At 67.6% G+C, this 14132-nt stretch carries 11 protein-coding genes; 3 read left to right on the forward strand and 8 right to left on the reverse strand.

The genetic code is table 11. From position 1 onward, the window contains the following. Positions 1-95: 95 nt before the first annotated feature. Positions 96-1298 (reverse strand): PucR family transcriptional regulator, encoded by a 1203-nt coding sequence (locus ACZYZ5_RS08585; RefSeq protein ID WP_463900937.1) that lies wholly within the window; start codon positions 1296-1298, stop codon positions 96-98. Positions 1299-1395: 97 nt separating this feature from the next. On the opposite strand from ACZYZ5_RS08585, the gene ACZYZ5_RS08590 reads away from it, so the two are divergent. Then, positions 1396-2469 (forward strand): ferredoxin reductase, encoded by a 1074-nt coding sequence (locus ACZYZ5_RS08590; RefSeq protein ID WP_463900938.1) that lies wholly within the window; start codon positions 1396-1398, stop codon positions 2467-2469. Positions 2470-2480: 11 nt separating this feature from the next. Further along, on the forward strand, positions 2481-3668 hold the full coding sequence (locus ACZYZ5_RS08595) for a fatty acid desaturase family protein (protein WP_463900940.1): 1188 nt from the start codon (positions 2481-2483) through the stop codon (positions 3666-3668). 353 nt (positions 3669-4021) lie between these two features. On the opposite strand, the gene ACZYZ5_RS08600 is transcribed toward ACZYZ5_RS08595, so the two are convergent. Continuing rightward, positions 4022-5470, reverse strand: coding sequence for an SLC13 family permease (locus ACZYZ5_RS08600; RefSeq protein ID WP_463900942.1), 1449 nt, complete (start codon positions 5468-5470; stop codon positions 4022-4024). A 12-nt stretch (positions 5471-5482) separates the two neighbouring features. Then, complete coding sequence (locus ACZYZ5_RS08605) at positions 5483-6601, reverse strand: PrpF domain-containing protein (protein ID WP_463900944.1); 1119 nt, start codon at positions 6599-6601, stop codon at positions 5483-5485. Between the two features lie 237 nt (positions 6602-6838). Between ACZYZ5_RS08605 and ACZYZ5_RS08610 the strand changes: the two genes are divergently transcribed. Next, the gene (locus ACZYZ5_RS08610; protein WP_463900945.1) at positions 6839-7777 is read left to right on the forward strand and encodes a LysR family transcriptional regulator; all 939 of its coding nucleotides are present in this window, start codon (positions 6839-6841) and stop codon (positions 7775-7777) included. 93 nt (positions 7778-7870) lie between these two features. On the opposite strand, the gene ACZYZ5_RS08615 is transcribed toward ACZYZ5_RS08610, so the two are convergent. The 5 genes from ACZYZ5_RS08615 to radA form a co-directional block, all read right to left on the reverse strand. Beyond that, positions 7871-8242 carry a methyltransferase domain-containing protein gene (locus ACZYZ5_RS08615; RefSeq protein WP_463900947.1) on the reverse strand — a complete coding sequence of 124 codons (372 nt, stop codon included), beginning with the start codon at positions 8240-8242 and terminating at the stop codon, positions 7871-7873. 263 nt (positions 8243-8505) lie between these two features. Next, on the reverse strand, positions 8506-10632 hold the full coding sequence (locus ACZYZ5_RS08620) for a copper-translocating P-type ATPase (protein WP_463900949.1): 2127 nt from the start codon (positions 10630-10632) through the stop codon (positions 8506-8508). 86 nt (positions 10633-10718) lie between these two features. Continuing rightward, a complete protein-coding gene (locus ACZYZ5_RS08625; RefSeq protein ID WP_463900951.1) occupies positions 10719-12224 on the reverse strand; it encodes a multicopper oxidase family protein in 1506 nt (501 codons plus the stop codon). Beyond that, positions 12224-12541, reverse strand: a complete 318-nt coding sequence (locus tag ACZYZ5_RS08630) for an SHOCT domain-containing protein (RefSeq protein WP_463900953.1) — start codon at positions 12539-12541, stop codon at positions 12224-12226. Before ACZYZ5_RS08630 ends, ACZYZ5_RS08625 begins: the two co-directional genes overlap by 1 nt. 156 nt (positions 12542-12697) lie before the next feature. Then, positions 12698-14071 carry a DNA repair protein RadA gene (radA, locus tag ACZYZ5_RS08635; protein WP_463900955.1) on the reverse strand — a complete coding sequence of 458 codons (1374 nt, stop codon included), beginning with the start codon at positions 14069-14071 and terminating at the stop codon, positions 12698-12700. Between the last annotated feature and the right edge of the window lie 61 nt (positions 14072-14132).

Raw genomic sequence — 14132 nt, forward strand, 5'->3', positions numbered from 1 at the left:
CCGCCGCCGTCGCCGGTTAGCTCTGCGGTGTCTGACGGTTGCTCTGTTTAGCGCCTGCTCTGTTCAACGCCGGCTCTGTTCAACGCCTGCCCTGTTCAACGCCTGCCGGCGTGGAGCGCCAGTTCCAGTTCGAACCGCGCTTTCGGGTCCTCCAGGGTGTCTCCGAACAGCTCGCGCAGCTGTGCCGCCCGGTAACCCACGGTCTGCGGGTGGATGCCGAGCTCTGCCGCGACCGGGGCCCGCTGGCCCCAGTGGCGCAGCCAGGACAGCAGCGTCTCCGCGAGCCGTTCGCGCTGGGCCGGGCGCAGCCCCTCCAGCGGCGCCAGCCGGCGGAGGGCGAGCTCCGCGATCGCAGAGGGCTCCGCCCCGAGAATCACCTCGGCCAGGTGCTCGTCAGCCCAGATCGGCGGGTCCTCGGGGCCGTCCCGCGGCGGCAGCACGGAGGCTGCCAGCACTGCCAGACGCAGCGAATCCGGGACCTTTTCCCAGCCTCCGGCCGGCCCGACGGCCGCCCCGCGTCCGCGCAGCGCCTTTTCCAGGTCCGCCCGCGCGGCCCGGGACTGCCGTGCCGGAACCAGGGCGACGGCGTCGGTCTCGCGTTCGATAACCAGCGTTCCTGGCCCCAGCCGGATCCGCAGCCCGGCGGACCGGTTCACCGGCAGGGTCACCACCACCATCCGCTGCGGCAGGGACCAGTCCGCCATGGCAGCCGTCTGGCGAAGGGCCGCCTCATCGGCCTGCCCCAGCAGGAGCAGATCGAGCAGTTCGGTCCGCCGGCGGTCCACCGCGCCGGCCCGTTCGGACTGTTCAAAGGCGTACGCCTCGGCGCTGACCGCGGACAGCTCGTCGATGTAGGCCAGGATCGATTCGCCCAGGTCCACCACCACGGTCTGGCCAAGGTGGTGTTCCACGGACACCCGGGACATCTCGCGGAAGGTCACGCGGGCCCCCATCCGGTAGGCGCTCAGCAGCGCATCCATGCTCCGGCCCTGGCGGAATTCGCCGCTCCCCAGCCCTGCCACGAGTTGCCTGCTTTCCTCCGAGAGGGCGGGCAGCCGGGTTCCCGGGAGCTGCAGGAAGCGCTCCAGTGCGGCTGCCACGCCGCGGCGCAGCCCCCGCCCGAAGCGGCCTTCGATCGGCCGGGCGTAGGCCGGCACGAGCTGTGGCACGGCGTCGATGATGGCCTCGACAATCCCCGGCATCCTCGGCCGGAGCACGTCGCTGACCTCGCGCGGCAGGGCGAGCCATGGAGGGTCGTAGGCGGGGGATGCGGACGTCGCCGTCGGGGAAGCGTTCATGAGGCTCTTCCAAAGTTGTTGCGGGGAGATAGTTTCTTTACGTCGATCGTATGCCTTGGGTGAAGAACTATGACCCTCTCTGACATAAGATTGATGAATGATCCGGCTCCGTAAGCTGGCGCGCGCCGCATCTCTACTGACCACCCCACTTGCTCCAGAAGACATTCTGGCGCTTTTCAATCCTGTGTTTTCCGCCCGCCAGTTGCGCGGCGTGGTAACGAGGGTGGTTCCAGAAACGGCCGATTCCGCCACCATTTTCTTCCGTCCCGGCCGCGGCTGGCAAGCACACCTTGCCGGCCAGTGGGCCCGTATAGGCGTCGAGCTCGACGGTGTCCGCCACTGGCGGTCCTACTCGCTCAGCGCCCCCGCCGGGCAGGACCCGGCCATCACCGTTAGTGACATGGGGGCCGTCTCCGGGACGCTCGTGCGCAACACCAGGCCGGGCGACGTGCTCTTCCTGGCGCCGCCGCAGGGCGACTTCGTCCTTCCGGAGCACCCGCGGCCCCTGCTGATGCTCACCGCCGGGAGCGGCATCACCCCGGTGATGTCGATGATCCGCACGCTCGTCCCGCACCGCCCGGACTCCGACGTCGTCCTCATCCACACCGCCCGGACCCCCGCGGACGCCATCTTCCGCGAGGAACTGGCCGAACTCGCGGACCAGTTTCCCAACTTCCGCGTTATCCACTGGTTCACCGGGGAACGCGGGCGGATTGACTTCAGCTCCGTTGCCGGGCTGGAGGAGCTCTGCCCGGACTGGCGCCAGCGCGCGGCGTACGCCTGCGGCCCGGAAGGTTTCCTGGACGACGCGGAGGCCCTGTGGGAGGCGGAGACCGCAACCGCGGAGCCCGTCTCGGAGGCCACCCTCACGATCGAACGCTTCAGCACCAAGCTGGCCGGCGGCGCAGGGCACGACGGCGGCCTGGTCACCTTCGAGTCGTCGGACCGCGAAGTCGAAGCCGACGGCGACACCCCGCTGCTCGACGTCGGCGAGGACGCCGGCGTCCTGATGCCCAGCGGCTGCCGCATGGGCATCTGCCACAGCTGTCTTATCCCCCTCCGGGCCGGCCAGGTTCGTGACCTGCGCACGGACGAAGTTCACGGCGAGCCCGGCCAACTAATCCAGACGTGTGTTTCGGCAGCCGCCGGACCCGTTAACCTCGACCTCTGAGGAGTACCAGTATGACGACTGTTTCCGACAAGCCTGACCTTTCCGAGGACGCTCCCCAGCGTGAGGCGCCCGCTGCCGTGAAGTCGCGGCCCGGCGCCCTCGCCGAGACGGGCAGCCCGACCCTTCGGCCGCCGGCTGCCGCGCATCTCTCCGACGAGCAGGTCGCCGAACTGGGCCGTGAGCTCGACACCATCAAGGACGACATCCTCGCCAAGCGCGGAGCATCCGACGCCGCTTACATCCGCCGCATGATCAAGATCCAGCGGGGACTGGAGATTTCCGGCCGCGCCACGCTGCTGGTCAGCAAGCACAAGGCGGCCTGGGTTGCCGGGACCACCCTGCTCAGCTTCGCCAAGATCCTGGAAAACATGGAGCTCGGGCACAACATCCTGCACGGCCAGTGGGACTGGATGCGGGACCCGGACATCCACTCCACCACCTGGGAATGGGACTTCGTTACCCCGGCGCGCGCCTGGCAGCACACCCACAACGATCTGCACCACCGCTGGACCAACGTCATCGGCAAGGACAACGACGTCGGATACAACCTGCTGCGGATGGACGCGGACCAGGAGTGGAAGCCGTTCAACCTGGGCAACCCGCTCTACAACGCCCTGCTGGCCCCGGTCTTCGAGTGGGGCATCGCGATCTATGACCTCGAGCTGAACGACTACAAAGAGGGCAACAAGTCCAAGGAAGCCCTGACCAAGGACCTCAAGGCCCTTGGCCGTAAGGCGCTCACGCAGTTCACCAAGGACTACGCTGCCACTCCCGCCGTCGCCATGCTGACCGGCTCCGGCAAGCAGGCGCTGTACGGCACCCTGACCGCGAATGCTGTCCGCAATGTCTGGGCGCACGCGGTGATCTTCTGCGGGCACTTCCCCGACGGGACGGACACCTTCACCGAGGAAATGGTGGAAGGGGAAACCCGCGGGGACTGGTACGTGCGGCAGATGATCGGCTCCGCCAACATCTCCGGTTCCAAGTTCATGCACCTCATGACCGGCAACCTTTCGCACCAGATCGAGCACCACCTCTTCCCGGACATTCCGTCCAACCGCTACGCCGAGGTGGCGCCCAAGGTGCAGGAGATCTGCAAGCGTTACGGCCTGCCGTACACCACCGGCCCGATCTGGAAGCAGGTCGGCTCCACCTGGGCCAAGGTCTTCAAGCTGGCTCTGCCGCCCAAGAAGGCCTAAGCGCCAGGGCTCAAACGGGTTTGACTGATTTGACTTCAGGGGCGTCTGCCATCGTGGCAGGCGCCCCTTTTGCGTGCCCGGCGGGAACGCACGCCACACGGAGGGGTGCTCCCGCCCGGTTACCTGCCCCGCGACGTCCCCCGGGCAGTGGAAACCGCGGAAATCCGCGCCGCTGAGGTCCGGCGACCTGAAGTAACCGGGCGGGAACTTCACGACGGCGGTCAGCCACACCCGCGATGAGGCCTTGTGTCGGCACGGGAACACCTGCGCGTTAGTTCGTGAACCCAGGCAACGGCCCGTCAGCTGGTGCTGGCGGGCCGTTGTAGGAGGGTCAGATTACGAGGCGGGGCCGGTCACATGATGCCGGTGGGCACCAGCAGTAGCCAGGCCAGCGCGGGGGCCACCAGGACCACTGCCCCGGCATACATCATCAGCTGCCGGTAGACGCGTTGGCGGTCGTTCTCGCTGGCGTTGGCGACAATGAGCGCACCGTCGGTGGAGAAGGGGGAAACATCCACGACGGTGGCTGCAATGGCGAGTGCCGCGACCGTTCCGGAGGCGCTGAGCGAACTGGTGGCCAGCAGCGGACCGGCCAGCGGGATGAACGCGGTCAGCAAGGCTGTGGAGGAGGCGAACGCTGAGCCGACGCCGATCACGTAGCAGAGGACCAGTGCGACCAGCAGCGGTGCACCCAGTGCCAGGGCCCGCTCGGCGAGGGTGTCGATGACGCCCACGTGCTGGAGCAGGGAGACGTAGGTGATCATGCCGGCCACCAGCAGGACCGTGGACCAGGAGATGCCGCCGATGAACGTTCGGTGTTCCTTGATGTTGATCAGTGCCAGCACGAGGCCGGCGGAGAGGGCGACAAAGCCGATTGGCATGTGGAAGCCCAGGGTGCACACCAGCATCGCGGCGATCAGCGCGAGCGTGAGGATCTGCTGGCCGTGCGGACGGCTGGATCGGGTCGTGTCAAGATCGGCGTGCTGGCCGCCCTCACCATCACGCAGCTTGCCCAAGAGGGCAAACAGTACGACGGTCAGTATCGAAAGGATGAGGTTGAGGGCGAAGCTGGCGGCGAAAAGGGCGCCTTGGGAGATCGGAAAGCCGTTGTCCAGCGCGATGTCGTGCACCAGCACGCCGGCCACCGACAGCGGGGAGAAACCACCGGCGTGGGCACCGTTAATGATGAACGCGCCCATCAGTACGGGGTGGATGCGTGATTCGTAGGCCAGCCCGATGGCAGCGGGGGCCAGCAGCGCGACGGCGGCCGGGGAAAAAGTGCCCAGTGCCGTGAGCGCGGCTGCCAGAAGGAAGAACACCCAGGGCAACAAAAGTGTCTTACCTCTGACGAGGCGCACGCAGGTCTGGACGATGATGTCGATGGTCCCGTTCCTCTGCGCCATGCTGAAGAAGTACGTGACTCCGATGATGGTGATAACGATGTTGGCCGGGAAGTCGGCAAGTATTTCCTTGTCGGTCATTCCGAGCATGAAGTAGCCGACGCCGAAGGATGCGACCAGCCCCATCACCCCGATGTTCAGTGGCCATTTTGTGGCGACGACGAACATCACGACAAGTATGACCAGCGGGATGATCTGGGTAGCGGTCATGGGCGGCTCCGATTCCGAGGCGGCCGCCGGGTTGAAGATGCCACCCCCGAGAACGAGGGCGACCAGACCAAGGATCGCGATCGCGGCTACCGTTATCAGCAGGATACGGCGGCGACGGTTGGGGCGCTTGGAACGGTCGTCCCTGATTTCGCTCGCTGCTTGGGGAGCAGGTTGGTAAATAGTCTTAGTCATGATCGTGGCTCCTCATTGAGTGGCTGATGCTAGCGAGGCTTCGACATCGCTGCCGAGAGCCTCCGGGAGATGGATGATTGTGGTGGCGATCGTGCGGGCCGTTCGGTCGACGCCGACCAGCACGGTCCCGTCGCGTTCCTCGCTCCAGGTTTCGATTACTCCCGCAGGAGTGCGTAGTCTCAGGGCGGAACGCGGCATGTCGCCTGTGATGTTGTTGAGGACGGTGCCCCGGGTGCGGGCGGCGAGAGTCAGGGCGATACTGCCGGTGATGGCCAGGGCGGGGTGGGGCTTGCCCATCGAGAGCATCATGACGTTGACGTCGCAGTCCGGGTCCGACTGGCTGGGGGAGGCGACGATCGCTAGCTTGGGGATGGCGCGTGCAGCTTCGGCGATTGTTGGTGCCAGCCCCATTCGGACGGCCGCCTGCCGACGGATGTGCTCCAAAGTTTCCAGCTGCAAGTCCACGCCAGCGACCCAACTGTCGTACCGGGCTGCATCCAAACCCAGCTCCTCGGCGCGGACGATGACTACTGGCGCTCCTGCGTCGACCAGTGAAACGGTCCAACGTGTCCCACCAGCAAGCATCGTGTCGGTCGCTTCACCACTAGGCAGCAGACTTCCAGTGGTCTTGCCGGCTGGATCCTGGAAGCCAAGCCCGACCCGGTAGCCGGGGAAAGCGACCCCAGGCATCTGCGCATCCGGAACGATGGGCAGCGCCCCTGAGGGAGTGGCCACGCGCTGGATGATTATCTGACCGGTGTTTGTGTTGCGGGTGACGATGCGGGTGTTATCGCCCTGGGGGATTACCCAACCCTTTTCGATCGCATAAAGGCCGACAACCGCGGAGCAGTTCCCGCAGTTGCTGCCCCAGTCCACTGCTGCCTCTTCGATGCCGACTTGGGCGAACGTAAACTCTACGTCGACGTCCCCGTCGGCGAGCCGGCGAAGGATCATAGCCTTGCTGGTTGTCGAAGTTGCTCCCCCGACACCATCGATCTGCCTGGAGTCCGGACTTCCGAACAGCCGGGGAAGCAGCTCATCCAAACTCGTGCGGGTTTCGTCCAAGTGCTCGGTTTCGAAGACCCAGCACTTGCTGGTGCCTCCGCGCATCCATTCAGCTTCTATTTTCATCGTCTTCCCTACATCTCTTAGTGCCGCATGTTCAGGGGCCTGATAAAAGAATGAGCCGGATCACAAATGAAGACAATGTTCAATACTTGAGGGGGGATGTAGGGATGCTTAATTCATTGTGTTATAGAGGCAAGAGGGCTCCGCTTTCCGCGGCTATCGGCAGGATTTTCCCGAGAATCCACCGTGAGCTGCTGCCCGATTGCATAGAATGAACTAAACGGACAGAAGGGTTAACCATTGCTTAACGACGAAGGTCAGGATTTATTCGATATCCGTCGATTGGCTCTGCTGGTGGAGGTCGTCGAGCAGGGATCGATCACCGCTGCGGCCGAGCTGATGATGTACACCCCGTCCGCAGTTTCGCAGCAGCTACGGAAGCTCGAACAGGAAGTCGGGCAGCCGCTTCTCAATCGTCGGTCCCGTGGGGTTGCGCCCACAGAGGCTGGTCAGGTGCTGGCGGGGCATGCCCGCAAGATCCTCGGGCAGATGCGGGCAGCTCAGTCCGATCTGGATCAGATTGCCGGTCTAAGACGCGGCTCCTTGACTGTCGGTACGTTCCCCACCATCGCCGGATCATTTCTGCCCATCGTCATCCGCGCCTTCAAGAAGCGATACCCCGCAATTGGCCTCTCAGTGCGCAGCGCACGCTTCGACGAACTTGTGTCTGACCTGGAGTCAGGAGTCACCGGACTGTGCCTGCTCTGGGACTACCCCTGGAATCGGTTCCACGACGATTCCATCCGGGTAACAGAAGTCTTCCAGGAGAGCACCGTAATCCTGGTGGCGCGCGGGCACCCACTCGCCGGCCGGGATGAGGTGAGGATGGAGGATCTGCGTAAGGAGTCGTGGATAGTTCGCGCGGAGGCCCACCCGGTGGTCGAAGTTCTGCAACGCTCCGCTCACGACGCCGGGTTCGAGCCGACCATTGGCTTCCTGGCCAACGACTACCAAGAAGCCCAGGCAATGGTGAGCGTCGGGATGGGCGTGGCCATGGTGCCCAAAACCGCCGTGGCACTTCAGCACCCCGACGTAAGGGTAATCAGCCTCGGTGCTGCCGCGCCGATGCGGCGGGTATTGCTGGCCCAACGCCAGGACAAGGTCTACGCCCCGGCAGAGGTCGCGTTCCACTCCACCCTCTTGGAAATCGCCCGCGAACATGTCGGCGACTACCTCTAGCGGGTGCAGGCGGCCTTCTCCTGATGCGAGAGCTGTTGATCCGCAGGGGACGCGTTGATGCCCGGGTCCGGGGAATGCCACGCGACGGCGGCGTCAGGGTTTGCGGGCCGCGCCCAGAACATGGGCCACGCGCGGGTTGCCGGGCAGCGCGGAAAAGCCGAAGCGCTCCAGGTTCTGCAAGGTGAGGCCCGCCCCGGCGATCACGGCGGCGGTGGCACGGTTCGGATGGCATCCGCCGGCCATCCGACGCCACAGCGGCGCGACCAGGTCTTCGGCGGCCGCCAGCACGCGGTGTTCCGACCGGACGTGCTCATAGAACAGCAGCAGGCCGCCCGGCCGCAGGACCCGCACCACCTCCGCCAGGGCAACGGACTGGTCCGCCACGCTGCACAGCACCAGGCTGGAGACCACGACGTCGACCGAGGCGTCCGCCGCCGGCAGCGCCTCCGCCACGCCGTTCACCACGGTGACCGGCACCGGCGGCCCGGGCCAGCTCCCGGAGCGTGGGGTCCGGTTCGAGGGCCAACAGGCCCGTCACCGCGGAGGGGTAGAACGGGAAGGTGGCGCCGTAGCCCGCACCGATCTCGACGACGGTGCCAAGCGCGGCTTCCAGGAGGCGCCGGCGGTGGTCCGCGGCCCCGCGGGCGTCCATCCGTGGACCTATCCGGGCGAAGCGCCGCCCGAAGGAGGGAATGTGATCGATTGCGTCTGGCATGGCATCCTTCCGGTCAGCCGACGGCGGCGGGGTTGAGCCGCAGCCGCCGCAGCAGCTGCGCGTTAAGGGCCACCACGATCGTGGAGGCGGACATCAGCACCGCGCCGGCGGCGGGGGAGAGGACCACCCCGGCGAAGGCCAGGACGCCGGCAGCCAGCGGCACCGCAACGATGTTGTAGCCCGTGGCCCAGACGAGGTTTTGCCACATTTTCCGGTAGCTGGCACGGGACAGGTCCACCATGGACAGCACCGCCCGGGGGTCGTTCCCGGCGAGGACCACGCCGGCGGACTCCACTGCGACGTCGGTTCCGCCGCCGATCGCGATTCCCACCTCGGCCCGGGCCAGGGCGGGGGAGTCGTTCACACCGTCACCCACCATGGCCACCCTGAGGCCGCGGGACTGGAGTTCGGCGACTTTCTTGTCCTTGTCCGCCGGGAGAACCTCGGCGAAGACCTCGTCGATGTTGAGATCGGCGGCCACGGCCCGGGCCACCTGGCGGGCGTCGCCGGTGATCATGGCAACCTTGATTCCGCGGTGCTGCAGGGCCGCGACCGCCTGGCGGGATTCCGGGCGCACCGCGTCCTCGAGGCTCACGGCGCCCAGCACGGTATTGCCGTCCACCACATGGAGCACCGCCGCGCCGCGGTCCCGCCAGACAGCCGTGGTGGCGGCCAGTGCCGGGGTTTCTTCTGCGCCGACTTCCCGAAGCAGGGCCGGACCGCCCACCAGGACCGTCCGGCCGCCGACCGTGGCGCGGACGCCGCGCCCGGTCAGGGAAGTGAAACCGCTCGCCAGCGGGACCAGGAGCCCGCGCCCGCGGGCGGCCGCCACGATCGCGCGGGCCAGGGGATGCTCGCTGTCCGACTCCGCCGCAGCGGCCAGCGCTAGCACGTCGTCCCGGTCCATCCCGTCGGCCGCGGCGAGGTCCTTGAGCTCCGGCTCGCCCTTGGTCAGGGTCCCCGTCTTGTCGAACAGCACGACGTCGACCGTCCGCATCCGCTCGAGCGCCATCCGGTTCTTGATCAGCACGCCGGCCCGGGCGGCCCGTTCCGTGGAGATCGCGATGACCAGCGGGATGGCCAGGCCCAGGGCATGCGGGCAGGCGATCACCAGCACCGTCACGGTGCGTTCCACGGCGTCGGGCATGCTGCCCAGTAGTGTCCACACGATAAAGGTGATGACGCCCGCCCCGGCGGCGAAGTAGAACAGGAGGGCGGCGGCGCGGTCGGCGAGGGCCTGGGCCCGCGAGGAGGAGGCCTGGGCCTCGGCCACGAGCCGCTGGATGCCGGCGAGGGCCGTGTCGTCGCCGACGGCTGTCACCCGGACGCGGAGGCTGTTGTCCGTGGCGATGGTTCCTGCGACCACGGGGTCGCCGGGGGAGCGAAGGACGGTCTTGGACTCGCCGGTGATCATCGATTCGTCGAAGTCGGCCCGCCCCTCGATCACGATTCCGTCCGCCGGCATTCGGCCGCCGGAACGGACCAGGATGGTGTCGCCGCTCCTGAGTTCGGACACCCTGACTTTTTCGGTGCCGGACGCGGTGAGGCGTTCCGCCTCGTCCGGCAGCAGCGCCGCGAGGGCGTCCAGGGCGCCCTGGGCCGAGCCGAGGGCGCGCATTTCGATCCAGTGCCCCAGCAACATGATGTCGACCAGCAGTGCAAGTTCCCACCAGAAATCGAGGTCGAATCCGCCGATCCCCAGCGTGGTCACCCACGAGGCCGTGAATGCGACGGTGATGGCCATTGCGATCAGCAGCATCATCCCCGGTTTGCGGCTCTTCAGCTCATTCAGCCCGCCCTTGAGGAACGGCTGGCCGCCGTAGAAGAAGATGACGGTTCCCAGCACCGGCGGAATCCACGCGGAGCCGGGAAACACGGGCGCCTGGTAGCCGAGCAGGTGCCCGAACATGGGGCTGAAAAAGACCACGGGCACCGCCAGGGCCAGCGTCAGCCAGAACCTGTTCTTGAACATCGCCACGCTGTGCCCGGCGTGCTGGCCGTGGCTGTGGACCATGTGCTCCTCGTCCGGCCGGGCGCCGTGCGTGCCGTTTGCCCCGTGGGGCTGCTTGCCGCTGTGCTCCTCGTGGGGGTGGCTCATTGGCTGGCCGCCGACGGTCTGGCTGTTGTGCCGGTGTTCCATGTTGCGCTCCTAAGGGAGGTTCCTCGCGAATTCCGATTCAGCAACACCATACCCCTGGGGGGTATGCCTGACAAGGGGTTTCCGGCTCAGCGGACCTCGATCACGCCCATCATGCCGAGATCCTCGTGGTCCAGGATGTGGCAGTGGTATACCGAGCGGCCGCCGAAGTCTCGGAACGCGATCCTGACAGTGGCGCGGCCGTTCGCGCGCACGTTCACCACGTCCCGCATGACCACGGAACCGGCTGCCCGGCCGTTGTCGTTGATGAGCTGCATCGGCCATACGTGCAGGTGGAAGGGGTGGTCCATGGGGCTGGTGTTGACCAGTGTCCATTCCTCCACCGTGCCGGCCGCGACGGTCGTGTCCGTGCGGGCCTCGCTGTATTCACGGCCATTGATGGTGAACCGCATCATGCCGGCCATCGCGCCGCCCCTCCGTCCCTGCCCCGCGCCCATGGAGAGGACCAGCTGCCGGCGTGCGGCGACGGCGACAGTCCTTAGGTCCTCTTGGGCCGGCCGGGACGGGGCGGCGCCGGGCGGGGTTGCGGAGGCGCCGCTGACCCGGAAGGTCGCCAGCGCGCCCGCCCCGCTGACCGGGAACGGCCCCTGCCCCATCATCGCCGGCATGGCGCCGCGGTCGTAGGGGAAAGCCTGCAACACGGCTTCGCCGGCGGCGGCGGTCACCAGCAGGTCCGCCCGGCTGCCCGGCGGCAGCAGGAGTTCGTCGACGGTTTCGGGTTCGGGGGACCGGCCTGAGTCCATTCCGAGCAGCTGCAGCTGCTGGCCATCGAGCCGGAGCCGGAGATAGCGGGCTACGCAGGTATTGATGATCCGCCACCGCTCCCGGGCCCCCGGCTGGGCCGTGAGCAGCGGGTTGCTCTGCCCGTTGAGCAGGAGCAGTTCACCCTCCCGGCCCGCCATGCGGTCCATGAGCGAGACGGCCGCGATGTTCCCGGCGCTGTCCAGGGTGGTATCCGAGACCAGCAGGACCCGTTCCGTGCTCACCGGGATGGTATCGGGGTCTTCGACGATGATGGCCCCGAAGAGCCCCGCGAAGATCTGGTTTGCGACCATGCCGTGGTGATGCGGGTGGTACCAGTACACACCCGGCGGGTGGTCCGAGGGCAGCCGGTAGCGATAGTCAAAGCCCTCTCCGGGCAGGACCGTCCTGAACACATTGTCCCCGTCGGCCTGCGGGGACACATGGAGGCCGTGGGCGTGCAGGTTGGTCGGTTCGTTAAGGTCGTTCTCCAGCCTGACGTTGAGCTCATCACCCTGCCGCAGGCGCAGGGTAGGGCCCGGGATGGTGCCGTTGTAACAGAGGGCGCCGACCTGGCGGCCGCCGAGTTCCACCGGTCCGGGGGCGGCGTCAAGGGTGAGCTGCAGCAGGCCGTCCGCGCTGCGAAGTTCGGCGGTAGCGCGCAGTTCGGAGCCCGGCACGGGCGCGGGGCCCCCGCCGGCGCCCCCGCCGACGACGCCGGCAGGCTGCTGTGTGGAATTCAGGGACCACCACAGGCCTGCGCCGCCCGCCACCGTGGCCGCTGTGCCTAGGCCGCCCAGGAGCAGGGCGTCGCGGCGGCTGATCGGCCGCATTACGGATCCTCGCCGAGTACTTTCACATTCTCGCGGTATTGTTCCGCGGTGAGCTCGCCTCTGGCGAAGCGTTCCTCGAGGATCAGGCGTGCCTGGCTCTTGCCGCCCGGATACCCCGGGCCGCCCGGCTGACTCCCCGGCGGGCCGTAGGGTGGGGCGCCGTAGGGCCCGGCAGGTCCATAGCGTTCGGGACGGCCGCGGCTGGTTCCGCCGGTGAAGAGGCGGACCGCGAGCAGCACAAGCACTGCGATCCCGACCAGCAACAGCAGGCCCCAGAGCCACATCCAGCCGAAGCCGTCTCCGTAGCGTCCCATCATGGCCCGATCCCTTCGCCCGTGGCCGTCCCTGCCGCCAATTTTCCGCCGGACACCGGGGCCGGGCTAGGGTCCTAAGTCGCCATTCGGGCAGCCGGGTTTGTGGAAGGATCGGCTGCAGGGGGTTGGAACCCCGGGCTCGGGGATAACGGGGCAGCCTCAGCTGATCAGCAGGCTCAGCGCTTCGGTCAGGTGCCCGACTTCCCGCACGGAGAAGCCTGCCGGCACCGGGCCCGGGCCGTTCGGGCTCGCGGGCACCACGGCATGGGTGAACCCCAGCCGGTGGGCTTCGTGGATCCGCTGGTTGATGCCGGGCACGGGGCGGACCTCACCGGCGAGCCCCACTTCGCCAAAGGCGATCAGCCGCTCCGGCAAGGGTTTCCTGGCCTTCGCCGAGGCCACGGCCAGCGCGACGGCGAGGTCCGTGGCGGGCTCGCTGAGCTTTACGCCGCCCACGGTTGCCACGTAGGAATCGTCCTTGTTCAGCAGGCAACCGGCCCGCTGCTGGAGCACGGCCAGCAGCATCGCCACACGGGAACTGTCCAGCCCGCTCGTGGCCCGCCGCGGCTGTGAGCTGGAACTTTCGGCCAGCAGGGACTGCACCTCGGCCAGCAGCGGGCGGCGCCCCTCCAGGGTCACCGTGATGCAGGTGCCGGAGACAGGTTCCTTGGTTCGGGAGACAAACAGCCCGCTCGGATCGGCCAGGCCCACAATCCCGTCCTCGTTCAGGTCGAAGCAGCCGACGTCGTCGGTGGGGCCGTAGCGGTTCTTGACGGCCCGCAGCAGCCGCAGCCGGGAGTGGCGCTCGCCTTCGAACTGGCACACGACGTCCACCAGGTGCTCGAGCAGCCGGGGGCCGGCGATGGAGCCGTCCTTGGTCACATGCCCCACCAGCAGGGTGGTCATATTGCGGCGTTTGGCCGCGGCGATCAGCGACGCGGCGACCTCACGGACCTGCGAGACGCCGCCGGCGCTGCCTTCCACGTCGGCGCTGCTCAGCGTCTGCACGGAGTCCACGATCAGCAGGCGCGGTTCGAGCTTCTCCACCTGGCCCAGGGCCTGGCCGAGGTCCGTTTCGGCGGAGAGGTACAGGGATTCGGCGACGGCGTCGATCCGGTCCGCGCGGAGCTTGACCTGCGCGGCGGATTCCTCGCCCGTGATGTACAGGACGTCCTGCGCGGTGCGGGCAAACTTGGCCGCGACGTCCAGCAGCAGGGTGGACTTGCCGACCCCGGGTTCGCCCGCGAGCAGGATCACGGCGCCCGGGACCAGCCCGCCGCCGAGCACACGGTCCAGTTCGTCCACGCCGGTCGGCAGAAACGCCGCGGTGGTGGCATCGACCTCCGCGATCCGGCGGGCCGGCTCCAGCACGGTGGTGGCCGCCGTCGTCCGCGCCACGGCGCCGCCGGTTTCCTCCACACTGCCCCAGGCCTGGCACTCGCCGCAGCGGCCCACCCACTTGGCCGCGGTCCAGCCGCACTCGGCGCATTTGTAGCCCGGCGCCTTGGTAGCCCGGGAAGTCTTGGTAGCCATTGCTCCACCCTATCCGCGCCTAGCGACAACAAACGCGACAGCAACGCTCCCGCACCGCGGT

Source organism: Pseudarthrobacter ribosi, from assembly GCF_055412865.1.